The sequence below is a fragment of the Aquimarina mytili genome, assembly GCF_016735115.1.
Taxonomy (GTDB): Bacteria; Bacteroidota; Bacteroidia; order Flavobacteriales; family Flavobacteriaceae; genus Aquimarina; species Aquimarina mytili.
Genome location: NZ_JAERQJ010000004.1, coordinates 304,698 through 328,328, shown reverse-complemented (window position 1 = coordinate 328,328; position 23,631 = coordinate 304,698). Strand labels below are relative to the sequence as shown.

The window sequence follows — 23,631 nt, the reverse complement described above, 5'->3', positions numbered from 1 at the left end:
TTAAACTGTATTAATTTATCATAAATTAACATTTATATTAAATTTTATTTAACGTAAATGTTAAAAAGGAATTTCTCTTAGTTAAAATAGCGTTAAGCATTATTGATACTAGTATTAGCAAAAAAACAAGGTTTTATTTTGAATAAACCCCTAAAAATCAGAATAATAAAAATCCCTTTTATGATTACGGTAAAAACGTCGAATTTTGTAATCAAAAACTGTAAAAAATTGGTTGTACAGATCATAAATATTCAATTTTGATTAACAAAAGTGTTAGAACATTAAACAAGTTATTCTTAAATTTAGAAAGTAAAATTAGATGAACATTTTTGTAATACGTCAAAAGATAATCCTATAAAAATACACGTATGAAACGATTGATTTTTGAAACTTCATTAGTCTCCAGTCACAGTATAATTGTTCCGCTAGAAATAGCCCAATACTGTCTGGATCAGAAACACAAAAGAGTGTTAATTGAAATCACTTTTAACAATCAAACCATAAGTTTTCATGCTGCTTTGCAAAAGTTAAATGAAGAATATCGCATTACTTTTAATGCTGCAAACCAAAAAAAGTTAGGCGTTTTTCCTTCAGACTATTTTACAGTACAGTTATTTGAAGACACTTCAAAGTATGGTGTCGAAATGCCAGAAGAATTTGATGCTGTATTACAAAGTGATCCAGAAGCTTTTGAAATATTCGAGTCACTTACAGACGGTAAAAAAAGAAGCTTAATCTACTACATTTTAAAGATTAAACGATCACAGACAAGAATTGACAAAGCGTTAATTATAACGGAAAATCTAAAAATAGGGATTAGAGACAATAGAGAACTAATCAAAAAAATATAATCCAACGGTCTATTTTTGTCTCCAATATAACAAACCTCTTTATTTCATGCCTAAATCCTTTGTGGTAAACTAAAACCTCATTATCTTACGTTAAGAAATGACAAACAAATCATAAAAATTATGAAAACGTTACAATTGGTAATACTAACTTTCTTATCGATCACCATATTTAGCTGTAAGGGTGAAAAGAAAGAAGCAACAGATCAAGAAAACACTAATGAAACTGTAAAAACTTCTACAAAAGAAGAAGAGGAAACTAAGACAATAGCATTTAAACTTGAACCAAAAAGTGATAGTAAAGTATCCGGTCAGGTTACATTTACAGAATCTGAGGGTATGGTCAATATGGTAGCCGAAATAACTGGATTAAGTGAAGGTGAGCATGCTATTCATATCCACGAAAAAGCAGATTGTTCTTCTGCAGATGGAAAATCAACTGGAGGACACTGGAACCCAACCATGGAACCTCATGGAAAGTGGGGAGCAAAAGAAGGGTATCATAAAGGTGATATAGGAAATTTGAAAGCTGATGCAGATGGAAATGCAAGTATCACTTTTGCCACCAACGATTGGTGTATTGGTTGTGATGATGCCAAAAAGAATATTGTAGGTAAAGCAATAATAGTACACCAAGGTATTGATGATTTTACATCGCAACCCTCTGGAGCCGCAGGAACTAGAGTTAGTTGTGGAGGTATCATACAATAATATAGACAATAGTAACTAAAAAAGCATTCTCAGATAATATTATCTGAGAATGCTTTTTTCTTTTATGTTTTTTCAAATAACTTAGCTATCTAACTAACACTACTTTATGAATCCTTCAACTTTAGGATGGGTAGAAAAATTCTTAAGAGAACTGGATGATACTATTAATCTATCTCAGTGGTCTCTGGATGAATTGTATTCTGATTTAAGAAAAGCAGGGTTTATTTACGGAACATCGGTAGATACCATTATTTCAAATACAACAGATATTGTATATTCTGAAGAAGAAAAAACGAAAATTAATCTTTTTACTGCATTAGTAATTACCTACTATGACACTATAGAAAATCCGGATAAGGAAGATTGCATTAATGCCCTAATTCAATTTTATGATTTTCTGGATACAAAAAAATCTTTTTTTTCTTTTACAAATGTTCTCCCTTCAAATAAAAATGAAAAGTTAGAAAAAATCATTCATGCTCGTATCCAAACTAACGAATCTATTTTCAAGAAAAACTTTAGCCACCTCTTAACTAATGCGTTATTATTTATTGATATACTCGCTTTTGAATATTTTTTAATTCATGATAAAAACCCATTTGACTATGCAGCAAAACTTGAAGAAACATTAACCAATACAGTCTTTCTGGCTTTAAACTCAAAACAAGAGCAAGATGATTATGATAAATTATTAGTGAAATTATTTTCTTCATCGGTTCGATATACAGATATTTCTACTGAAGAGGCTAGCTTTGATTATATAGCTTTAGATCCATATACAGATGAAATCGAAAAAAGATACATTATTGACTTAACCAGTCTTGCCGTATGGAATGATAAAGAGCTAGATAAGGGCGAACAAAGTTTTATGTCGGCTCTTGGAGCAGAATTAGAACTCCCAAATGTTGTTGTAAAAGAATCTATTGATTTGGTTAAGGCATTTATCAATGAACATAAAAAGGATATTTCATTTTTTAATTATTCTCATCCCGCATTACACTTCTATCAACAAACTTCCAGAACAGTTAGTGTATTAATTTTAAGAAACAAAAAGCGTTTAATCAAAGAAATTACAGAAAGTAAGGATCTTATGATTCTTCTTGGTCAATCTGCAGTTAGAGATTTGTCTAAAGAAGAAAAAAAACAGGTAAAAAAACAACTACTTGACATTTGTAAAACTGTACCCTCTTTAGCGATTTTTATTCTTCCTGGCGGAAGTCTATTAATGCCACTTTTGGTAAAATTTATTCCTCAGCTATTACCATCTGCTTTTAATGAAAACAAACAATAATCTATACTTCCAGTTTTTCTAGTTCTTTATAATTGTTCTTCAACCTACGTGTTAAAATACCATAGATTATTCGATAAAACAAAGCTACCACTCCAATAGCAAATGCTAAGACAACAATTGTACTTATGACAACCAAGAATATAGATGTCCCTTCGTCTGATGCTTGACTTGTAAATTGATCTGTAAACAATGCTAAATAAGTAACAAGTGCGATAGTGGTAAGTGATAAAAAACTTAGATTAAACCAAACATAATACTTTACTGTTCTTCGTGTTTTTAGAATATTATGCATTAACACTTTTGCTGAATCTGTAGCTTGTATCCTTTTATAATTAAGATAAAACCTAACCATAAAATAAATAAGAATACTATAAGAAATTACGGTAGAAATAATTGAAAAGCCTTTCATATTTACCCCTTGCAAGTCATCATAACTTCCACTTAATCTAACGGCAATATCAATTGATGCCCATAATATAAATTCTAATACACTAATCACAAAAATCCACTTAACCATTGAAGAAGATTTCTTCAATATCATTGGATAGATTTCCTTATAAGACAACTTAGGAAGCACACTTTCTTGCTTCTTCCAGTCTTTTTTTAATAACTCTAATTCATCCATGGGGTTAAGGATTTAATATTTTTTTCAACTTTGTTTTCACTCTATTCATTTTTACCCTGGCATTTACCTCGCTAATACCCATTGTTTCTGCAATATCTTTATAAGATTTATCTTCCAGATATAAAAAAACAAGAGCCTTCTCGATATCGTTTAATTGTTTTACAGCGGCATACATAAGTTTTAGCTGTTGCTCAACCTCATCATCATATTCTTCGGCCTTTATTTTAAAATTTAAGGCATCTATATCAGCGGTCTTAATACTTCTTTTTGACCTTCTATACAATGTAATAGCAGTATTTAATGCTACCCTATACATCCATGTACTAAACTTAGCATCTCCTCTAAACTTAGGATATGCTTTCCAAAGTTGGATTGTAATTTCCTGAAACAAATCATTATGTGAGTCGGGATCACTTGTATATATCCTACAAACTTTGTGCACAATATTTTGATTCTGCTCAAGATTGGTTACAAAACTATGTTCTAATTCTTTATTCACTGTAGACGGTTACATTATATATGTAGCTAAAAAAACAATTCTGTTACACTCTATTTTAAAATTTGACATTATAATCAATTACAAAAAAATAATATCCCTATTACTTTAGTACAATTTTAGGTATAAAAATCCAGAATCTGTAGGGTAAATAATTTTATCAGTTTACCTTTGTAAAACAACACATAGATTATGAATATACCTTTCTCTAATCTACCGAGATTAGTAATTATTGGCGGTGGTTTTGCGGGAGTTGCATTAGCCCGAAAAATGATAAAAGAACCAGTTCAACTGGTATTAATAGATAGACATAATTATCACACATTCCAACCTCTTCTTTATCAAGTATCTACCTCTTCTTTAGAGCCTGATTCTATTGCGTACCCGTTGCGTAAAATTGTAAAAAGAGGAAAAAATACTTTTTTTAGAATGGCCGAAGTAGCGTCTATAGATCCAGATACTCAAAAAATTCATACCAATATTGGTAGTATTTCTTATGACTATCTTGTAATAGCTACTGGAGCAAGAACCAATTTCTTTGGTAATACTACTATAGAAAATAATGCAATGCGAATGAAGAATCTTCCGCAAGCATTAAATCTACGTAGTTTAATGTTAGAAAACCTTGAACAAGCTGTAATTACAACTGACCCCGAAAAACGAAAAGAATTACTAAGTTTTGTGCTTGCAGGGGCTGGTCCAACGGGAGTTGAATTAGCAGGAGGTATTGCCGAACTCAAATTAAATGTTTTACCTAAAGACTATCCAGACATGGATTTTAGTGAAATGGAAATTCATTTAATTGAAGGCGCTCCTCGTATCCTTCCTCCTATGAGTGAACATGCTTCAAAAAAAGCTACGAAATTCTTAGAAAACCTAGGAGTGCATATTCATCTCAATACTCAAGTAAAAAATTACGAGAATGATCTTGTAACTACCAATACTGATTTATCAATAAGATCCGCTACATTTATTTGGTCTGCCGGAGTTACCGGAGCACCAGTCTCTGGAATAAAATCAGAATCTTTAATCCCTAGAGCTAACCGTTATAAAGTAAATCAGTGCAATCAAATTGAAGGATACACCAATGTTTTTGCTATTGGCGATATCTCTGTGATGGAAACCAAAGAGTACCCCAGAGGACATCCCATGGTTGCGCAACCAGCAATACAACAAGGAGAACATCTTGCCAAAAATTTAAAACGTCATTTAAAAGGTAAAACCATGACTCCGTTTAAATACTTCGACAAAGGCTCTATGGCAACTATTGGAAGAAATAAAGCCGTTGTTGATATCGGAAAGTTTAAGTTTGGTGGTTTCTTCGCATGGTTTATCTGGATGTTTATTCATTTATGGTTTTTGGTAGGTTTTAGAAATCGATTTGTTACGTTTTTTAATTGGACTTACAATTATATAAACTATGATAAAGCTGCCAGATTGATTGTTAGACCTTTTAAAAATGATAATGGTTCTACAGAAAGGGTGTAATTGATATTTTAATTCTCTACACATTCATCTTTTTGCTAGTTGAGCGTACTTTTATCAATTAATCCAGACGAATAATGAGTGATTTTTAGTCAATCTTGAGTATTTTATACTGAAGCTTCAGTGTTTTTTGCTCAACAACCAACCTTTTATACTCAAACTCGAGTATTTTTTATTGATACTCGAGTCTTTTACATTCAAAATCCAGTGTTTTTTACTCAAACTTGAGTCTTTTTTACTCAAATTTTAATCTTTTAGACTCAAATGCTACATAAATTACAACCCAATTCATTGTTTTAATTGATATATGTAAGCAGACTTTATTGACATTCATCTCCCCTATCATCAATTTATCATTGATTTTCTACAGTTCGGTAAAACTTTATTCCAGATTTTTTAAAGAAGAATCACTTTTGACCTATCAATCAATTCAGAAAAACTTTACAAAATGAAATTAAAGCTAACCATACTACTTCTCATCTTCTTTTATTACGCTTCGGGTCAAACTAATGTTTCTGGAAAAGTAACAGACAAAAAAGGTATTCCGATTATTGGCGCAAATGTATACCTTGATGGGACTTATGATGGAAGTTCTTCTGATGACAAAGGAGCATTTTCTTTTACAACCACAGAAACTGGTCAACAAACTTTCATCGTTTCTTTCCTCTCTTTTGAAACCTATACATTACAATTAGATGTTTCAGAAATGAAAAACCTAAATATTGAATTAAAGGAAGATGTAAATTCTTTAGGAAGTGTCGTTTTAAATGCGGGTTCGTTTTCTGCCGGAGATAATAGTAAAGCTTCAGTTCTAACACCTTTAGATATTGTTACCACAGCTGGATCAGCTGGAGATTATATTGCTGCATTACAAACATTACCTGGCACTTCCAATGCAGCCGAAGATGGTCGCCTGTTTGTGCGCGGTGGTGATGCTAACGAAACCAACATTTATATTGATGGTTTGCGTGTATTCCAACCTTTTTTAGCAACAACCAATAATATTCCTACTCGAGGTCGATTCTCACCATTCCTGTTTAAAGGAACAAACTTTTCGACCGGTGGGTATTCTGCTGAATTTGGAGATGCATTATCAAGTGTATTACAACTGAATACCATTGATGAGCCCGATCAAGAAAAAACCGACCTTCAGTTTATCAATGTTGGATTAGGAGGTGGAAACACACAAAAATGGGGCAACAATTCATTAAGTGTAAATGCCTTTTATATAAATCTAAAACCTTATCAAGGTATTGTAGAGCAGCGCTTAAATTGGATAAGCCCTTACGAATCATTATCCGGAGAAACTGTGTATCGTCACAAATTTAGTAATGATGGCCTTTTAAAAATTTACGGGGGATTAAATTATGCTGATTTTGAACTTATACAAGAGGATATTAATCGCCCGGAAGGTATCAACTTTGGGTTAAAAAATAGAAATTTATACCTAAATGCTTCGTACAAAAGCGACCTAAAAAATGATTGGGATATTACAACCGGAGCAAGCTTTGCCAATGATATAAATGATATCAAAATTGATGGAGCCAATATTGATGATACCGAAAATAGTGCTCATCTTAAGGTGAAACTTAGAAAACGATTTAGCAATCAATTTAAACTTAGTTTTGGTGCAGAGCAGTTCTTAAATACCTTTTCAGAAAAAGCAGAAATTCCAGACATTGATACTTTTAATACAACGTATGATAATCATAGTACTGCCGTATTTACTGAAGCTAATATCTTTTTTAGCAAAAAACTGGCATTACAAATAGGTGTTAGAGGTGTACATAATACATTATTAAAATATACCAAGGTTTCACCCAGAACATCATTAGCATACAAAACCTCATCAAAGTCTCAGATATCCCTTGCTTATGGTGATTTTTATCAAGTGCCTCAACCAGAAGTTTTAAAATATAATTCAACCCTTGAACCTCAAAAAGCATCTCATTATATCCTGAATTATTTATATCAAAATAATGGTAGAACTTTTAGAGCTGAAGGGTATTACAAATCATACGAAAGTTTAGTGAAATTTGATACCGAGATCCCCGAATTTGATAGTAACTTCAATAATAATGGAGATGGGTATGCCGCTGGTTTAGACGTATTTTGGCGAGATAATAAGTCTATCAAAAATCTTGACTATTGGGTTAGCTATTCATATCTGGATACAGAAAGAAACTATAGAAATTATCCCAACAGAGCTACCCCAAATTTTGCAGCCAAACATAATCTTTCTCTGGTTACAAAGTATTGGATTCAGGATTGGAAATCTTTGATCAGCACTACCTATAACTTTACCTCCGGAAGGCCCTATAATGATCCAAATGAAAGCATTTTTCAAAATCAAAAAACAAGAACATTTAACGCTATCAATTTTAGTTGGGCATATTTGATTAGTCAACAAAAAATCTTGTATTTCTCTGTATCAAATGCATTAGATTTTAACAACGTATTTAATTATCAATATTCAAACACTCCTGATGCCAATGGAAACTTTTCAAGACGAGCGATACGTCCAAACGCTGATCAGTTTTTTATTCTTGGGTTCTTTTGGACTATTAGTGACAATAAAACCGATAATCAATTAGACAATTTATAATCCTAAAAATTAAAAATCATGAAACCTCTATTTTTTACATTAACTCTATTACTCTTATCCTCGACGCAAGTATTTTCGCAAACCTCTGATTTATCTATTGATGTAATTATTGATAATATAAAATCAGATCAAGGAACCATAAAAATTGGTTTATATAAGAGTGAAGAAACTTTCTTGAGAAACCCTATTAAATCTATTAGTGAAAAAGCTAAAAAAGAAGGAATCAAAGTAACTTTTGAAAATCTTGAAGAAGGAGAATATGCAATCTCTTTATATCATGATGAGGATGATAATCAAAAATTAAACACATTTTTTAAAATCCCAACCGAACCTTACGGCACTAGTAACAACGCAAAAGGAAAGTTTGGACCTCCAAAATGGGAAGATGCTAAATTCAAAGTTTCTGATACTAAAGAAACCCAACATATTACGCTTTAAAAAAGAAACTACATTTCATCTACAAAAAATTACAACTCAGTAACAAATATTGTAATAAGATGTACATCCTATCGATATTTACCTCGTAAACTAAAAAACACAGCAACTATGAAAACAATCGTAATACTACTCGTTTTTTTTACGGCAACCACAATCAACGGGCAAGCCGCATATGAAAAAGGAATGACCAAAGCCTTTGAACTTTGGAAAAATAAAAAACAAGATGAGGCCATTAATTTTTTTGAACGTATTGCTAAAGCAGAAAAAGAAAATTGGCTTCCATATTATTATGCTGCACAGGTACATATCATAACAACTTTTGGAACAAAAGATGCAGAAGAAATCGAATCCAGATTAAAAAAGGCGCAGGATTTTCTTAATGAAGCCAAAACATTTTCTAAAGACAATGCCGAGATCCTAATTATGGAAGCAATGCTTAATACAGCTTATGTGGCATATAACCCTTCGGTATATGGCCCTACGCTTTCGGCAAAAGTTGAAGAACTTTATCAAAAAGCAAAAAGCATTGAACCCAAAAACCCAAGGGCAACTTTATACCACGCCGAGTGGAAAATGGGAAGTGCAAAATTCTGGGGTAAAGACCCAAAAGCTTTTTGTCCTGAAATAGAAAAAGCTATCTTGTACTTTGAAAAAGAAACACATGACACCCCTTTTTATCCTCAATGGGGAAAGGATCAAGTAAAAAGGGTTCAACAAAGCTGTAAGTAATACGCTGTATCTATAAAAACGACAAAAATACATGTTCGATCTAATAAAAATATTGAAAATAAGCATCATCATCGCGATATGTATTGAATTAGTTATTATCATCTTTGGTATTGGAGGTCCCTTGACTTTTAAAAGCGTCCTGGAAAGTACCATCATACAATTTATGTTTGCATTTCCGCTTACACTGGTCAATGCATATTATGCTGATTTTATCGGTAAATTTTATACCTGGGAAAAGCAACCTCAGAAAAGATTATGGTTTGGAGCCATTGGTGCAATCATCGTAACCATGATTACGATCGTCATCGTACGCTTAACACTTGTTGTTGGGTATCACGGAAAACCTTTAGAACAATTTATACAAGATGAAAAACTAAGTTATTATCTAAGCGGGTTTGTTATTACCCTTATTGTTACACTCTTTTTTCATGCATTCTTTTTCTTTAAAGAATTACAAAAGCGAAAAATAACAGAGCAAAAAATTATTGCAGGTACGGCTTCAGCCAAGTTTGCAGCTTTAAAAAATCAACTCGATCCGCATTTTTTGTTTAACAGTCTTAATGTGTTAACATCTCTTATTGATGAAAACCCAAAGATGGCTCAGAAGTTTACTACTTCATTATCCAAAGTATATAGATACGTATTAGAGCAAAAAGATAAAGAGTTGGTTACTATAGATGAAGAATTGACATTTGCTAAAACATACATGACTCTGTTACAGTTGCGTTTTGAAGATAGTATTGTATTTGAAATGCCAGAAAAGGCCATAAATCCTGAAGCTAAAGTAGTACCGCTTTCATTACAAATATTATTAGAAAACACAATAAAACATAATGTAGTAATGTCTACAAAACCATTACACATTAAAATATATGAAAAAGATAACTTCTTAATTGTAGAAAACAATCTTCAACCCAAAGAAGTAATAAAACAAAGTAGTGGTGTTGGATTAGGAAACGTACAGCAGCGATATGCATTATTGACAAAAAGAAAATTTTCGGTCTATAAAACCAATGATGCTTTTATTGCAGAACTTCCTATACTAACAAGAAAAATAAAGTTTGCTGATATTGAAAGTCCTCAAACCGTAGATACTATTGAACAAGAAAAAAGTATAAAGTACGAACGTGCTAAAGAGCAAGTAAAAAAGATGAAAGATTTTTATAGCAATCTTACTGCATACTGTATTGTTATTCCATTTTTGGCCTTTGTAAATTATCAAACGAATGGATTTGGGTTTCCTTGGTTTTTATTTGCCATGGGAGGTTGGGGAATTGGTATAATCTTTCACTACATGGAAGCCTTTGATCACCACCCACTTTTAGGGAAAGACTGGGAAAAAAGAAAGATTAAAAAATACATGACCGAATCAAAAAACAAAAATTATGACTAACGATACTTCAAAACAAGAACGCTATTACAAAGCAAAAAAGCGAGTAGAAAAAGAAAAAGGATTCTATGGCCATCTTACCGTATACATCGTCATAAATATGGCGATTGTAATAATACACAGACTAGTTTATCTCAATATCGATAAGATCAATCCCAATCACGATTTTACGCAATGGCTTAATTGGAATTTGTTACTCACGCCGGTGTTATGGGGAATTGGATTATTAATTCATGGGCTCTGTGTTTTCAAAAAGGATTTCCATCTCCTTAAGAGATTTAAACATTCGGTTTTTAGCAAAGAATGGGAAGAAAATAAAATTAAAGAACTAATCGATAAAGACGATTTTTAACAATATAAACGACTATGAGAAATTTTGAAGAACAAAAAAGATACGAACGTGCGAAAGAACGCGTAGAAGAACTGAAGAAATTTTATAATAATCTTTTATCCTACCTTGTGGTTATTGGGTTTTTAGCTGGGTTGAATTATTACCAAAATGAATGGCATTATGCTTGGTTCTTATGGGCTGCTTTTGGTTGGGGAATTGGTATAGTTTTTCATGCCATTAAAGCCTATAGAGTTAACCCAATGTTTGATAAAGATTGGGAAGAACGTAAAATCAGAAAGTATATGGAAGAAGAACAAGATAGTGAAAAACAATTATGGGAGTAGATACCATAAAATGATCTAATGAAATTTTAAAAGTATTATCAAAAGCAAGAAAAAACATTTCATTTACATAACAATTCAAATTTATTCAATCACTAAATCATTTTATCATTAAATCATTGTCAAATGAACATCATTATCATCGAAGACGAAAAACCCGCAGCCAGACGCCTAAGTAGAATGTTAGCAGACCTGGATATACAAGTACATACCATGTTACATTCTGTACAAGAATCGATAGACTGGTTTAGCACCAATGATCACCCAGATTTAATTTTTCTGGATATTCAACTAAGTGACGGCTTATCTTTTGAGATTTTTGATACCATTACGATAAAAAGTTCGATCATTTTTACAACAGCTTATGACGAATATGCCCTGAAAGCATTTAAACTAAATAGTATAGATTATCTACTCAAGCCTATTGATGACGATGAGCTTGAAATTGCAATCAATAAATACAAAGAGCAACAACCTCAGAAACAGCAATTACAAATAGATTTTGATGATATTAAAAAACTATTGGTCAACCCTATGGATCGGGTATATAAAAAACGTTTTACAGCAAGAGTAGGTCAACATCTCAAGATATTTCCAGTTGAAGAAATCGAATGTTTTTACTCGGAAAACAAGGGAACATATTTACACACTACCGACAACCGAAACTATTTGATAGACACTACACTCGAAGCATTAGAAAACGAATTAAATCCGCAACAATTCTTTCGCATAAGCAGAAAATTCTATGTCAACATCAATGCTATTAACGATATTATATCTTATACGAATTCAAGACTACAGATCAAACTTCATCATTTTAATGAACAAGAAGTTATTGTAGCACGAGAACGCGTAAAGGATTTTAAAGCTTGGTTAGAGTAATAGCGAAATAGACGATATTTTAAATTCATCACCTAATCAAAGAAAAATGCCCTTGTACACTCTTGCCATTTCTTAAGTCTAAATTAAACCAATACTCAGAAGACGGTAATAATTGACCACGGTATATTCCATTCCATCCCAGACCGTTGGGTGGTATCTGTTTCAATAATTTTCCAAACCTATCGTAAATGCTAAGTAAGGCATCTGGATAGTTTTCTATACCCTCTATCTCCCATAAATCGTGAAAACCATCGCTGTTAGGTGTAAAATACTCTGGATATACTAATAATATATAATCTTGAGTGTCTAAACCGCAACCATTTTCGCCTCTTACAGAAATCGTATATAAACCACCTTCTACATTTGTAAACACATTAGAATTCTGAAAAGACACCCCGTCTATAGAATAATCAAATGCTCCCGAATTAGAAGTGGTTACAATAATTGAATCTCCGTTAGAGGTAATGTTTTCTATAATCGGTATATTATTTTGGGCAAGGGTTATAGTTTTAATACTAGAACACCCATTTGTATTAGTTACCTCTACTGTGTATGTCCCTGGAGTACTTACCACAATTTGAGAACCAGTATCTCCTGTATTCCAAAGATAAGTCACATTAGTTATGTTGGCATCTAAAATAATATTTTCACCTTCACAGAAAGATAATTCTTCATCAAAGACCACTGGCAAATCATAAAAACCTCCCGTTACCGGAACTCTTGTGTCAGAAATACAATTAGCAAGAGTAGATATGGCTTCAGCATAATATACACCAGCTACATTTGCTTGATAGTTAGTATCACCGCCTAATAATAAATTTCCGCCTATGGCACTATCGAACCAGTTTACAGTTACATCATTTGGAACATTCACTGATAAGATTAAGGCTTCATTTTCGCAAACAAAAACATCTCCATTACTAACAGGAACAGTTGGTTCTGGTATGATCGACACATCAAATACTTCAGATAAAGAATTACATAAAGGATTAGCAAGATTAATCGGATCTTCGGCCACTTTTACTCTGTAAGAGATTGAACTTGTAATTGGTGGAGTTAAATACAACGAAGTTGTTTCTCCAGGAATATCAAACCAGTTAAGTCCATCTGTACTTTGCTGCCATTGATATGCATGAGTAGCATATATCGAAAAGTCTGGATTGGCCATTAACTGTGTTGAAAAAGGAGTATCGTCCTGACAAATAGCTGCGTTTGCATTGTTCAAATTGTCGGTTACAGTAATAAAATCTCCACAAGTTCTAAAAACAATATCATCAATTGCCAAATCATTACCACAGCCACCATTACCATTATTGATCATTTTTAAAATCACAGAAGTTTGACCTGGTACTGTTTGAAATACTAATCCATATTGTTCCCAAACCGGAGATGCCGTACTTGTTATGTCACCAGTATCTCCCGAGGCTAATAAATTAGTATCTGTGTTATCCCAAATTTGAAATCTAACATTGATTGGTATTTCTCCTCCAGCACAACCATTTGCACTAGGTAATAAATTCATTAACCATGCAGAAAACTCGTAGGATGTATTTTCGCAAAGCCCTGTTACTGTTCTTCTAAAAAACTCTCCCGCCGTAACATCTGCATTAAAAATCAAACTTTTCCCATCGGTATCTCCTGGTGTATGATCAAGTGTATCATGCCAATCAAAATACCCTGTAAAGCTCGAAATCGTATATTCGCCATCATCAGGTGTTCCATCTATGTAGGTATAGGTAGTAACTCCTACTGGCAACTGAGGTCCATTTATGACTCCTGTTCCAAAAGTTTCATTAAAAATAGGATCACCTGAGTTACCACCACAAAACCCTAGTTGCGCTTGTGTAGTAAAAAAAGTACAGGTTAGTGTAAGAAAAAATATAAGAGGTTGTATTAATGGGGCCTTTTTCATGCCTCGAATATAGTATAATTTAACAAATATTTAATAATCTATTTTGATTTTGAAAGCACTACATATTAGCATTTAGGCCAGTAAGAATAAAAAAACAGAAACACTAGTGTTTCTGTTTTTCGAGTACGATATTTTTTCTAGTAAGGTGTTATTTCTTTAATACTCCCACTGTCTCTTTTTATTTAATTCCTCTTCGGCTTCCAGTTCCTCTTGTGGAATAACTTTAAGAAAAGATGGGTGTTGCTCTATAGCATACTCTAATTTTTCTACGATATCGTCAATAGAATCATTTTCATAATCGACATCCAAAGGAGGTTTGATAACCATAGATTGTAGAATCCCTTTCTTTTTAATGACTACTCCTTTTTTATCAAAAGATCTTCTAAATCCATCAATCACAATAGGAATTACAATAGGCTTATATTGTCTTATAATATGTGCAGTTCCTTTTCTGATAGGTTTAAAAGGTTTTGTTGTTCCTTGCGGAAAAGTTATTACCCAACCATCTTCTAAAGCTCTTGAAATATTAGTAATATCGCTCATTTTAACCTGGCGATTAATTTCCTTTCCTTTTTCTCTCCATGTACGTTCTACAGTTATAGCCCCGGCATATGCTAAAATCCTGGCTAAAAGCCCTGCCTGCATCGTCTCTTTTGCTGCTACATAATAGAGATTCAACTTTGGCTGCCACAAGTATCCTACATTTTTGATAGAATCTGTACGACCACTTAAACTGGCATTAAAAACATGAAACATTGCTACTACATCTGCAAAATAGGTTTGATGGTTCGAAACAAATAAAACGCCATGATCAGGAAGGTTTTTAAAAATCTCACTGCCCTCTATCTTCAGTTCATTAAAACCTCGATAGCGTCTGTGAGTCATAGCCCCCATAATACGAATGAGCCATTTTTTTAAAAATAATATATGCCCAAAAGGATTTCTTTTAAACAATCCCATAAATACATTCTAATTTAATAAGTTATTTAGCTTCGGTTTATAATACTCATAATCATTTGATTTTCAATGAAAATTACTAACAAAAGATTAAAAAACCGATATGTTATTCGATAAATTCTTGTGAAAATTTCGAAAAGACAAGTTCCAAATATACAAAATCATCCCTCTTTAAAAATTTTTATAAACATTTTGAGTTCGCTAAGCATCATCGCTGTTGCTCCCCAAACCACATAACCGTTTAGTTTAAAGGAGGGTACCTCAATATTTTTTGCATAAGATGTAGATAATTTTTGTGAAGATAAATTTTCATCATCAAGTAAATCATCTAATGCAACCTCAATAACTTTAGCAACTTCTTCTTTTTGTAATATAAAATCAGGTTTTTTGTCAGTGAAACCTAAAAAAGGATGTACCCAAAAATTTGAAGGGGGAATATATACTTTAGTCAAGGTTTTTATCACTTCAACAGTATCAATCTCTACACCTATTTCTTCTTGTGTTTCTCGTAGTGCTGTATGTGTATAGTTCAAATCTTGCATTTCAACTTTACCTCCGGGCAAAGCTATTTGACCCGAGTGTACTCCCTCGTATTCCGGACGCAAAATCAGTGCAATATAAGTTCTGGCTTCTTTGGGATAAAAAAGCATCATTACAGCAGCATTTCTAGGGTTTCTATCTTCTATTTTTATTCTATTTAACTCTTTTGCTCGTATTTCGGGAGCCATAATAAAGTGTGAAGATTCTCCCGGTACTGACATTTTCTTTATTTTTGGAATTAAATTTTTAAATGTTTCAAATGTCATTTACCAAATCAATTTTAACTTTTTGCACTTGTATTCTTTTTTTCTGTAATTGTGAAGATACACATTCTAAAAAAAATAAACCGAATACAACAACCTCTGATGTAAAAATTGACACGATTTCTAAAACAGATAAGCACAAAAAAGATTCTCTAGATATTATTGCCTCTAAAGAAAAAGAAATTGATGAAGAACCTTTTAGGCTAACCAATAAGAATCTTAGAGAGTTTATGACTAATTATGGAAAAGAAAACCCAGAAACCTTGGTTAGAATAAAAACGAAATATGGAGACATTGATATTAAACTTTATAACGAGACTCCTATTCATAGGGCAAATTTTATCTATTTGGTAAAACAAAAATATTTTGATGAAACTTTTTTCTATCGTGTTGCTAAAGGATTTGTGATTCAGGGAGGAAATAGCGATCGTCAACAGATGGCCGTTAGACGTTTTGAAATTGGCGAATATACAATCCCTCAAGAACCTATAAAAAGATTAAAACATGTTAGAGGTGCAGTTGCTTTATCAAAACAATGGGTAGACAACCCTTCTAATCGGTCAACACCCTATGAGTTTTTTATTGTAATTGCCAAAAAAGGAGCACATCATCTTGATGGGGAACATACCATATTTGGAAAAGTAGTAAAAGGAATGAAGGTGGCCGACAAAATATCTAATGTTCCAGTTGATGGAAGTGAATGGCCAAAACAAAACATTTTTATTAAAGCTGAAGTGATTAAATAGCAAATAAATACTGTATTGAAATAGATGTATAAGTATCGAACCGTTTTCTTTTTTTTAAATCTCCTATAAAAAAGCACCAAAATTATAACAGGATCCCACACACAAATACTCAAAATTACAGCTGTTGTGTATAGTAGTTATAATCCTTTAGAATCGTATCTAAAAACTGTCGGTCATACAGCTCAGATTTTACTTCCAAAACCTCTTCTACCTTGATGCGTAATGCTGTCAATGTTTTATAGTCATTAGATCTGACGGCTATGCGATAGGTTTCTTTTATCAAACGAACATCCTTATCTGTTAGTTTGGTTACATTTAAAAACTTGGGCTGATAATCGTCTTTAATGTCTTCGAGAATCGTATGAGAAATTTTTACTTTCTGCTTTGTATTAATCACAATAGTACCGGCCGCAGCATCACCAAGTCGTTGACGTTTGTTTGAAAACAAAATAGTTAACACTCCCACAGAGGCAAAAAAGATCCATATATCTACTAATCTAAGCATCCATCGCACTAAATAATTACTCCAATGTGCTGGTAACCCATCAATACGCACAACTTTTATTTTCATAAGCATCTTCCCCACGGTTCTTCCATTAAAAATAATATGCATATACAGCGAATAAAACATAATGGGTAACAATAAAAGAGATTGTATACCAAATACGGTCCAATTATCTTTAAAAGCCGTTCCTACTATGGCTGTAATAAAATTTACAATAAAAAGGTAAAGCCAAAATATAACCATATCTATTAAAAAAGCGAGCATTCGTTCTCCTATGCTAACTGTTTTATAGTCTAGGTTTACATTTTGTGTGGTATTGATTGCTATATTTGACATTTATATGTAAGTGATTATCTTTAACAAAAAATTGATAGATGCGGGAAGCAGCTTTTGTGAAGCAAAATAAAGAAAAATGGATCGCTTTTGAAAAGGCAATACATGAAAATTTAAAGATCAGTCCAGATCAACTTGCTGACTATTATATACATTTGACTAATGATTTGTCTTATGCGCAAACCTATTATCCAAATAGTAAAACACTGCTTTATCTTAATTCTCTGGCTTCACAAGCACATCAAAAAATATATATTAACAAAAAAGAAAGTAAAAATAGAATTGTTGAATTTTGGAAAACAGAATTTCCATTATTCTTCTCTCAGCATCAAAAAACATTGCTCTATACTTTTTTAATATTCGCAACTGCATGTTGTATTGGTATTATTTCTGCGCTAAATGATTCTTCATTTTTAAGATTAATCTTGGGAGATGCCTATGTTAATGAAACATTGAACAATATTGAAAAAGGAGATCCAACTGCAATATATAAAAGCGGAAGCATGGTCGGTTCGTTTTTAGGAATAACAATAAACAATATACGAGTTGCCTTTTTGGCCTATGCTTTTGGCGTAATCACCTCTGTTGGAACTGCCTATATATTATTTAGCAATGGTATTATGCTTGGCGCTTTCATCACATTTTTTTATACGAAAGGAGTCTTATTTGAAGCCTCAAAAGCGATATGGCTGCACGGAACCATAGAAATATCAGTAATCATAATTGCCGGTTGTGCAGGTATCGTTATGGGAAACAGTATATTATTTCCAAAAACCTACTCAAGAAGAGTATCTTTTATGAAAGGAGCCAAAGATGGTTTAAAAATAGTCGTAAGTACGATACCATTTTTTATTATTGCCGGATTTATTGAAGGCTTTATTACACGATACTCTAATATGCCAGTCTGGTTAGCTATGTTTATTATTTTTGGTTCATTAGCATTAATCATATTTTATTATATCATATACCCCAATCTTTTAAAAAAAACATATGAAAAACAATTACATAGAGTTAAAACAGACTAGAGAGCTTGGAGAAATAATATCTACCTATTTTGACTTTTTTAAACAAAATTTAAAAAGTTTCACCAACACTTTTATAAGCTATAATGGTATTTTTATTCTTCTCTTGCTAGGAGTAAGTTATCTACTAGTCACAGGATTTGTAGGTTTATATGATAGCAATACCAATACTGGATTATTTGGAGATACTACTACCAGAGAAGATTCTTTTATGTTTATAGGGATCGGTTTTTTTCTCTTTTTTATTGTATTTATGATTATTGCTGCACTAAACTATAGCTTAGCTTCTGGTTATATGATCACCTATGAAAAGCAAAAAAAGATCATAGAAGACAGGCGTGACGTCTGGAGTTTTGTAAAAGAGAATTTTGGTAGAATCTTTATCTTCATTTTGTTACTATTGGTTATATATACCGGATTTTTAATTACTTCAGTGATTCTAGCTTTTATTCCTATTCTTGGAACTCTTGTTCAATATGTGATTCAGTTTTGGGTAACCTCCTGGTTAGGGGTTTCATTTATGGTGATGTTATATGAAGGAAAAAGTCCTATTGATGCTCTTGGTGAAGGTTGGGATTTAGTAAAAAGTAATTTCTGGAAATGTGTGGGAGCAAATTTTATTTTAGGCCTCCTTATTGGATTATTGCTCTTATTAGTACTGGTAATTCCTTCAGTAATTGTTGGGGTATACACATACCATATGGTTGATACAGGTGCCGATATTGCTAATTCTGCAGTAGCTAAAATCATATACACCATTTCATTATGCATCTTTTTAATTATTATGGCATACTCACAATCATTATCTCAATTTGTTAATGGAATTTTATATTTCTCATTACATGAACAGAAATACAATGTAAATACTAGAGAAAAGATTGATCAAATTGGTGCAAGTGAGTAAGAAAATATATCATATCATATTACTTTTTTTAGTTGCTCAATTATTTTCGCCAATATGGGCCCAACAGGACACTCTCCAAATAGCAATTGACAGTAGTAAGATATCCGTTATTGATTTTTCTGACGATTTATCTGAAAAATATACAGGAGATGACTTTGATTACAATACCGTCGAAGGCGAAGCTGAGAATTTTCTGGGTCGAGCGTTGAACTGGTTTTTTAATGGACTTCAAAGTATTTTTGGGATAACAATTAATCCTCAACTCGCTAAATTATTAGAAAATATAATCTATATCTTATTTATTGGTATTGCTATCTATATAGTAACACGAGTCCTTGTGGGAAAAGATGCTGTGTCTTTTTTTAGGAAAAAGAACAAACTTGTCGCGCCAATAAACATTACTGAAGAACACATAGAAAAAATTGATCTTGATGCATTAATTGCAGGTGCCTTGAAAGAAAAAAATTATCGTCTTGCTATACGATATATGTACCTAAAAGCTTTACAAGATTTATCATTAAAGAAAATAATCGATTACCACTTCGAAAAAACCAATACAGATTATTATCGCGAAATTGCTGATATTACTATTAAGCAAAATTTTAATAGGGTTTCTTACTTATATGACTATATATGGTATGGTAAATTTGAACTTGATAAAAACGGGTATTTAAATGCAAAAGAGTCTTTTGACAAGTTGAATGATAAAATGAAAAGTTTTGGATAAAAAATCAAGAAACATATTGATTCTATTTGGTGTGGCCCTATTGGCCATTATAATAATTGAGCTTGTAAGACCTACACCTATCAACTGGAAATCGAGCTATACCTCTACAGATAAAATACCCTTTGGCTCGTATATTCTTTTTGAAGAACTAAAAGAACTCGATAGTCAAAAAGAAATTAATGTAATATCAAAAAACCCATATGATTTTTTAGACGAATTAGAATACAAATCCAGTTCTACATATGTATTTATTAATTCTTCAATTGACTTTGATAAAAGATCATATGAAAAACTGATAACCTATGTAGAACAAGGAAACTCTGTATTCATCTCTGCAGGAGATTTTGGCCAAATTATCAAAGACTCCCTGAATATTGAAACAGAAATGGAGTATCAACTTACTGAAAAAGAAATTACACCAACATTTTTTTCTTCTTTTATAAAGGAAGAAATTGTGCCCAAGTTCAAAAAAAACATCTATAAAACCGTTTTTAAAAGTTTTGATACCACAAAAACGACAGCACTTGGATATTATAAGGACGACGAAGTTCAGGAAAAATTGAGCCAAGTGAATTTTATAAAAGTAAAAGCAGGTAAAGGGGCCATATACTTTAATACATTACCCGAAGCTTTTTCTAATTATTATATGCTTAACGGAAATCATAAATATGCGGCTACATGTTTATCGTTTCTAAATGATTTTGATACCTTATACTGGGATGATTACCTAAAAGATGGTCGTAAGATCATAAACTCGCCTATGCGATTTGTACTTAACCAAACTCCTCTAAGGTGGGCTTATTATCTCTTGCTAATTGGTTTATTGATTTTTGTGATCTTTACCGGGAAAAGAGAACAACGTATAATCCCAATTGTTAAACCTTTAGAAAATACGTCGATAGAATTTACCAAAACTATTGGAAATCTATACTTTCAACACAAAGATTATAGCGATATCATTTCTAAAAAAATCACGTACTTTCTAGAAAAAATAAGAAGTACATATTATATAAATACAAATACCTTAAATGCAGATTTTATAAACCGACTTGCTGTAAAAACAAACCATTCTGTAGGGCAAACCAAAGAACTTATTGATCTTATCAATAACTTAAGAGGGAAAGCTATACATAGTGAGGCAGATTTGATCGCATTACATAAAAAAGTAGAAGAATTTACACTATAAATTATGGAAGAGACTAACGAAAAACCATTAGAGTTTAGTAATAGAATAGACCTTAAAGATCTACAAGAAGCCGTTCAAAAAATTAAAGAAGAACTGGGTAAAGTAATTATTGGTCAAAATGAAATGATCGATTTATTGATCATATCTATCCTAGCTAACGGGCATTCACTTATTGAGGGAGTACCAGGAGTTGCAAAAACGGTAACCGCAAAGCTTCTGGCAAAGACAATGAAAGTAGATTTTAGTCGTATTCAATTTACTCCCGATTTGATGCCTAGTGATATCCTCGGAACTTCAATTTTTAATGTAAAAACTTCAGAATTTGAATTTAAAAAGGGACCAATATTTTCTAATATCATCCTAATTGACGAGATTAATCGTGCTCCTGCCAAAACCCAAGCGGCTTTGTTTGAAGTAATGGCAGAGCGACAAATTACGATAGACGGTATTGAAAATAAAATGCAGAGCCCACTTTTGGTATTTGCTACACAAAATCCCATAGAACAAGAAGGAACTTATGCTTTACCAGAAGCACAATTAGATCGTTTTTTGTTCAAAATTAATGTAGGGTATCCAACTGTTGAAGAAGAGGTAACCATTCTCGAAGGTCATCACCAAAGAAAAAGTACCATCGCTACTGATATCGTAGAGCCCGTTCTTAACGCAGAGCAGATTTCAGAATATCAAGAAGTCATTAAAGGAATTATTATAGAGAATAACCTTTTAAAATACATTGCATCTATTGTAAATAATACGCGTAACAATGGTAATCTGTATTTAGGTGCCTCACCAAGAGCATCAATAGCAATTATGAATGCCTCAAAAGCGATGGCAGCGATTAATGGTCGTGATTTTGTGACTCCAGATGACATAAAAAAGGTTGCAGTTCCTGTATTAAGACACAGAATTATTTTGACTCCAGAAAGAGAAATGGAAGGCTTTACTGCCGAAAAAGTAGTATTACAAATTATTGAAACTATAGAAATCCCTAGATAGTGAAAGCTTTTTTAAAGAGTTTATACCTAAAGCAATTGTTTTTCACCCTATTCTTTTCGATAGCGGTGCTCTTTATTGTTTCCTATTTTTTTGAAAATCTTTTCAGCATAGCGAAGCTTCTATTTTTTATAGTTTTGGTTACACTCGTTTTTGATGTCCTATTATTATACAGAAATAAAATAGGTACTCAAGCTCATCGCTTGTTACCTGAAAAATTATCCAACGGAGATCAAAACAATATTGAAATTACAATAATTAATCGGTATCAATTTACGAGTACGATTAAAATTATTGATGAGATGCCTGTGCAGTTTCAACATCGAAACTTTACTATTGAATCTAAATTGAAACCTTCTGAAGAAAAAAAATTCACCTACAATCTAAGACCAACTGAAAGAGGAGAATATCATTTTGGCAACCTTAATATTTTTACCTCATCACCTTTAGGGCTTGTGGCCAAAAAGAGGCAATTTTCTACAAATGCCATGGTGCCAAGTTATCCTTCATTTTTACAACTAAAAAAATATGATTTTATAGCATTTACAAACAAACTAAAACAATACGGGTTAAAAAAAATAAGAAGGATTGGTCATACTTTAGAATTTGAACAAATTAAAGAATATGTTTCTGGTGATGATATACGAAACATTAATTGGAAAGCTACTGCCAAGAAAAACCAGCTCATGGTAAATCAATATCAGGATGAAAAATCGCAACCTATCTATTCTGTTATTGACACAGGTCGTGTTATGAAAATGCCTTTTAACGAGCTAAGCTTGTTAGATTATGCTATTAATGCTACTCTTGTGATTTCTAATATTGCTATAAAAAAACAAGATAAAGCAGGCATGTTTACATTCTCTCGCAAAGTAGAAAATACTATTGTTGCTCAGCGAAGAAAAAGCCAAATGAATCTAATTCTTGAAACTCTCTATAATATTAATACTGATTTTTCCGAATCAGATTTTGCCAGATTATATATAGATATAAAACGCAATATCACACATCGCAGCCTACTTTTGCTGTATACAAATTTCGAAACTCTAGATGGCTTGCACAGGCAACTCCCCTATTTGCAGGCTATTGCCAAAACGCATTTATTAGTTGTTATTTTCTTTGAAAATACAGAATTAAAATCACTACTAGACTTACCTGCAGCTTCAACCAAACAAATTTTTGAAAAAACCATAGCCGAAAAGTTTGTGTATGAAAAAAAGATGATTGTTAATGAACTGAGCAAACATGGTATCCATTCAATCCTTACAGCGCCAGAGGACCTTACTGTTAACACTATTAATAAATATTTAGAGATTAAATCCCGAGGACTTTTATAAATTATACTTTTGAATTCGTATTGAATCCGGTAAT

24 protein-coding genes are annotated in these 23,631 nt (G+C 32.3%); 18 read left to right on the top strand and 6 right to left on the bottom strand.

Features of this window, described 5'->3' with window-relative positions; genetic code table 11:
* Window positions 1–368: 368 nt before the first annotated feature.
* The 3 genes from JJQ60_RS12760 (at window position 369) to JJQ60_RS12750 (ending at window position 2,850) form a co-directional block, all read left to right on the top strand.
* The gene (locus tag JJQ60_RS12760; RefSeq protein ID WP_201920476.1) at window positions 369–851 is read left to right on the top strand and encodes a YdeI/OmpD-associated family protein; all 483 of its coding nucleotides are present in this window, start codon (window positions 369–371) and stop codon (window positions 849–851) included.
* Window positions 852–971: 120 nt separating this feature from the next.
* Window positions 972–1,559, top strand: a complete 588-nt coding sequence (locus tag JJQ60_RS12755) for a superoxide dismutase family protein (RefSeq protein WP_201920473.1) — start codon at window positions 972–974, stop codon at window positions 1,557–1,559.
* Between the two features lie 106 nt (window positions 1,560–1,665).
* Window positions 1,666–2,850, top strand: coding sequence for an LETM1-related biofilm-associated protein (locus tag JJQ60_RS12750; protein ID WP_201920470.1), 1,185 nt, complete (start codon window positions 1,666–1,668; stop codon window positions 2,848–2,850).
* Window position 2,851: 1 nt separating this feature from the next.
* On the opposite strand, the gene JJQ60_RS12745 is transcribed toward JJQ60_RS12750, so the two are convergent.
* Window positions 2,852–3,475 (bottom strand): hypothetical protein, encoded by a 624-nt coding sequence (locus JJQ60_RS12745; RefSeq protein WP_201920467.1) that lies wholly within the window; start codon window positions 3,473–3,475, stop codon window positions 2,852–2,854.
* A 4-nt stretch (window positions 3,476–3,479) separates the two neighbouring features.
* The gene (locus JJQ60_RS12740; protein ID WP_201920464.1) at window positions 3,480–3,974 is read right to left on the bottom strand and encodes an RNA polymerase sigma factor; all 495 of its coding nucleotides are present in this window, start codon (window positions 3,972–3,974) and stop codon (window positions 3,480–3,482) included.
* A gap of 189 nt (window positions 3,975–4,163) precedes the next feature.
* Between JJQ60_RS12740 and JJQ60_RS12735 the strand changes: the two genes are divergently transcribed.
* The 8 genes from JJQ60_RS12735 (at window position 4,164) to JJQ60_RS12700 (ending at window position 12,172) form a co-directional block, all read left to right on the top strand.
* Window positions 4,164–5,459 (top strand): NAD(P)/FAD-dependent oxidoreductase, encoded by a 1,296-nt coding sequence (locus tag JJQ60_RS12735; RefSeq protein WP_201920461.1) that lies wholly within the window; start codon window positions 4,164–4,166, stop codon window positions 5,457–5,459.
* 445 nt (window positions 5,460–5,904) lie between these two features.
* Window positions 5,905–8,061 carry a TonB-dependent receptor gene (locus tag JJQ60_RS12730; RefSeq protein ID WP_201920458.1) on the top strand — a complete coding sequence of 719 codons (2,157 nt, stop codon included), beginning with the start codon at window positions 5,905–5,907 and terminating at the stop codon, window positions 8,059–8,061.
* A gap of 18 nt (window positions 8,062–8,079) precedes the next feature.
* Entirely contained in the window at window positions 8,080–8,499 is a 420-nt protein-coding gene (locus JJQ60_RS12725; protein WP_201920455.1) for a DUF2141 domain-containing protein, read from the top strand.
* Between the two features lie 108 nt (window positions 8,500–8,607).
* The gene (locus JJQ60_RS12720) at window positions 8,608–9,228 is read left to right on the top strand and encodes a hypothetical protein (RefSeq protein ID WP_201920452.1); all 621 of its coding nucleotides are present in this window, start codon (window positions 8,608–8,610) and stop codon (window positions 9,226–9,228) included.
* Window positions 9,229–9,259: 31 nt separating this feature from the next.
* Window positions 9,260–10,621 carry a 2TM domain-containing protein gene (locus JJQ60_RS12715; RefSeq protein WP_201920449.1) on the top strand — a complete coding sequence of 454 codons (1,362 nt, stop codon included), beginning with the start codon at window positions 9,260–9,262 and terminating at the stop codon, window positions 10,619–10,621.
* Complete coding sequence (locus JJQ60_RS12710; RefSeq protein ID WP_201920446.1) at window positions 10,614–10,970, top strand: 2TM domain-containing protein; 357 nt, start codon at window positions 10,614–10,616, stop codon at window positions 10,968–10,970. Before JJQ60_RS12715 ends, JJQ60_RS12710 begins: the two co-directional genes overlap by 8 nt.
* A 14-nt stretch (window positions 10,971–10,984) precedes the next feature.
* Window positions 10,985–11,293, top strand: a complete 309-nt coding sequence (locus tag JJQ60_RS12705; protein ID WP_201920443.1) for a 2TM domain-containing protein — start codon at window positions 10,985–10,987, stop codon at window positions 11,291–11,293.
* Between the two features lie 123 nt (window positions 11,294–11,416).
* Entirely contained in the window at window positions 11,417–12,172 is a 756-nt protein-coding gene (locus tag JJQ60_RS12700; protein ID WP_201920440.1) for a LytR/AlgR family response regulator transcription factor, read from the top strand.
* Between the two features lie 28 nt (window positions 12,173–12,200).
* On the opposite strand, the gene JJQ60_RS12695 is transcribed toward JJQ60_RS12700, so the two are convergent.
* From JJQ60_RS12695 to JJQ60_RS12685, 3 genes are all read right to left on the bottom strand, one after another.
* The gene (locus JJQ60_RS12695; RefSeq protein WP_201920437.1) at window positions 12,201–14,084 is read right to left on the bottom strand and encodes a T9SS type B sorting domain-containing protein; all 1,884 of its coding nucleotides are present in this window, start codon (window positions 14,082–14,084) and stop codon (window positions 12,201–12,203) included.
* Between the two features lie 156 nt (window positions 14,085–14,240).
* The gene (locus tag JJQ60_RS12690; protein ID WP_201920436.1) at window positions 14,241–15,044 is read right to left on the bottom strand and encodes a lysophospholipid acyltransferase family protein; all 804 of its coding nucleotides are present in this window, start codon (window positions 15,042–15,044) and stop codon (window positions 14,241–14,243) included.
* A gap of 158 nt (window positions 15,045–15,202) precedes the next feature.
* Window positions 15,203–15,847: an NUDIX hydrolase gene (locus JJQ60_RS12685; protein ID WP_201920432.1), complete on the bottom strand. Its 645-nt coding sequence runs from the start codon at window positions 15,845–15,847 to the stop codon at window positions 15,203–15,205.
* Here JJQ60_RS12685 and JJQ60_RS12680 point away from each other — a divergent pair.
* Complete coding sequence (locus JJQ60_RS12680; protein WP_201920429.1) at window positions 15,841–16,590, top strand: peptidylprolyl isomerase; 750 nt, start codon at window positions 15,841–15,843, stop codon at window positions 16,588–16,590. The two genes, JJQ60_RS12685 and JJQ60_RS12680, sit on opposite strands and share 7 nt — an antisense overlap.
* A 115-nt stretch (window positions 16,591–16,705) precedes the next feature.
* Here the strand turns inward: JJQ60_RS12680 and JJQ60_RS12675 are convergent, their stop codons facing one another.
* Window positions 16,706–17,431: an RDD family protein gene (locus tag JJQ60_RS12675; protein WP_201920427.1), complete on the bottom strand. Its 726-nt coding sequence runs from the start codon at window positions 17,429–17,431 to the stop codon at window positions 16,706–16,708.
* Window positions 17,432–17,469: 38 nt separating this feature from the next.
* On the opposite strand from JJQ60_RS12675, the gene JJQ60_RS12670 reads away from it, so the two are divergent.
* From JJQ60_RS12670 to JJQ60_RS12645, 6 genes are read left to right on the top strand one after another with little or no spacing between them, the layout of a single operon-like run.
* Window positions 17,470–18,453: a stage II sporulation protein M gene (locus tag JJQ60_RS12670; RefSeq protein WP_201920425.1), complete on the top strand. Its 984-nt coding sequence runs from the start codon at window positions 17,470–17,472 to the stop codon at window positions 18,451–18,453.
* Window positions 18,419–19,354 (top strand): hypothetical protein, encoded by a 936-nt coding sequence (locus JJQ60_RS12665; protein WP_201920422.1) that lies wholly within the window; start codon window positions 18,419–18,421, stop codon window positions 19,352–19,354. Before JJQ60_RS12670 ends, JJQ60_RS12665 begins: the two co-directional genes overlap by 35 nt.
* Window positions 19,347–20,081, top strand: coding sequence for a hypothetical protein (locus JJQ60_RS12660; RefSeq protein ID WP_201920419.1), 735 nt, complete (start codon window positions 19,347–19,349; stop codon window positions 20,079–20,081). Before JJQ60_RS12665 ends, JJQ60_RS12660 begins: the two co-directional genes overlap by 8 nt.
* Complete coding sequence (locus JJQ60_RS12655; protein ID WP_201920416.1) at window positions 20,074–21,267, top strand: DUF4350 domain-containing protein; 1,194 nt, start codon at window positions 20,074–20,076, stop codon at window positions 21,265–21,267. Before JJQ60_RS12660 ends, JJQ60_RS12655 begins: the two co-directional genes overlap by 8 nt.
* Before the next feature lie 3 nt (window positions 21,268–21,270).
* On the top strand, window positions 21,271–22,263 hold the full coding sequence (locus tag JJQ60_RS12650) for an AAA family ATPase (RefSeq protein WP_201920413.1): 993 nt from the start codon (window positions 21,271–21,273) through the stop codon (window positions 22,261–22,263).
* Window positions 22,263–23,597 carry a DUF58 domain-containing protein gene (locus JJQ60_RS12645; protein WP_201920410.1) on the top strand — a complete coding sequence of 445 codons (1,335 nt, stop codon included), beginning with the start codon at window positions 22,263–22,265 and terminating at the stop codon, window positions 23,595–23,597. Before JJQ60_RS12650 ends, JJQ60_RS12645 begins: the two co-directional genes overlap by 1 nt.
* The last annotated feature ends 34 nt before the right edge of the window (window positions 23,598–23,631 follow it).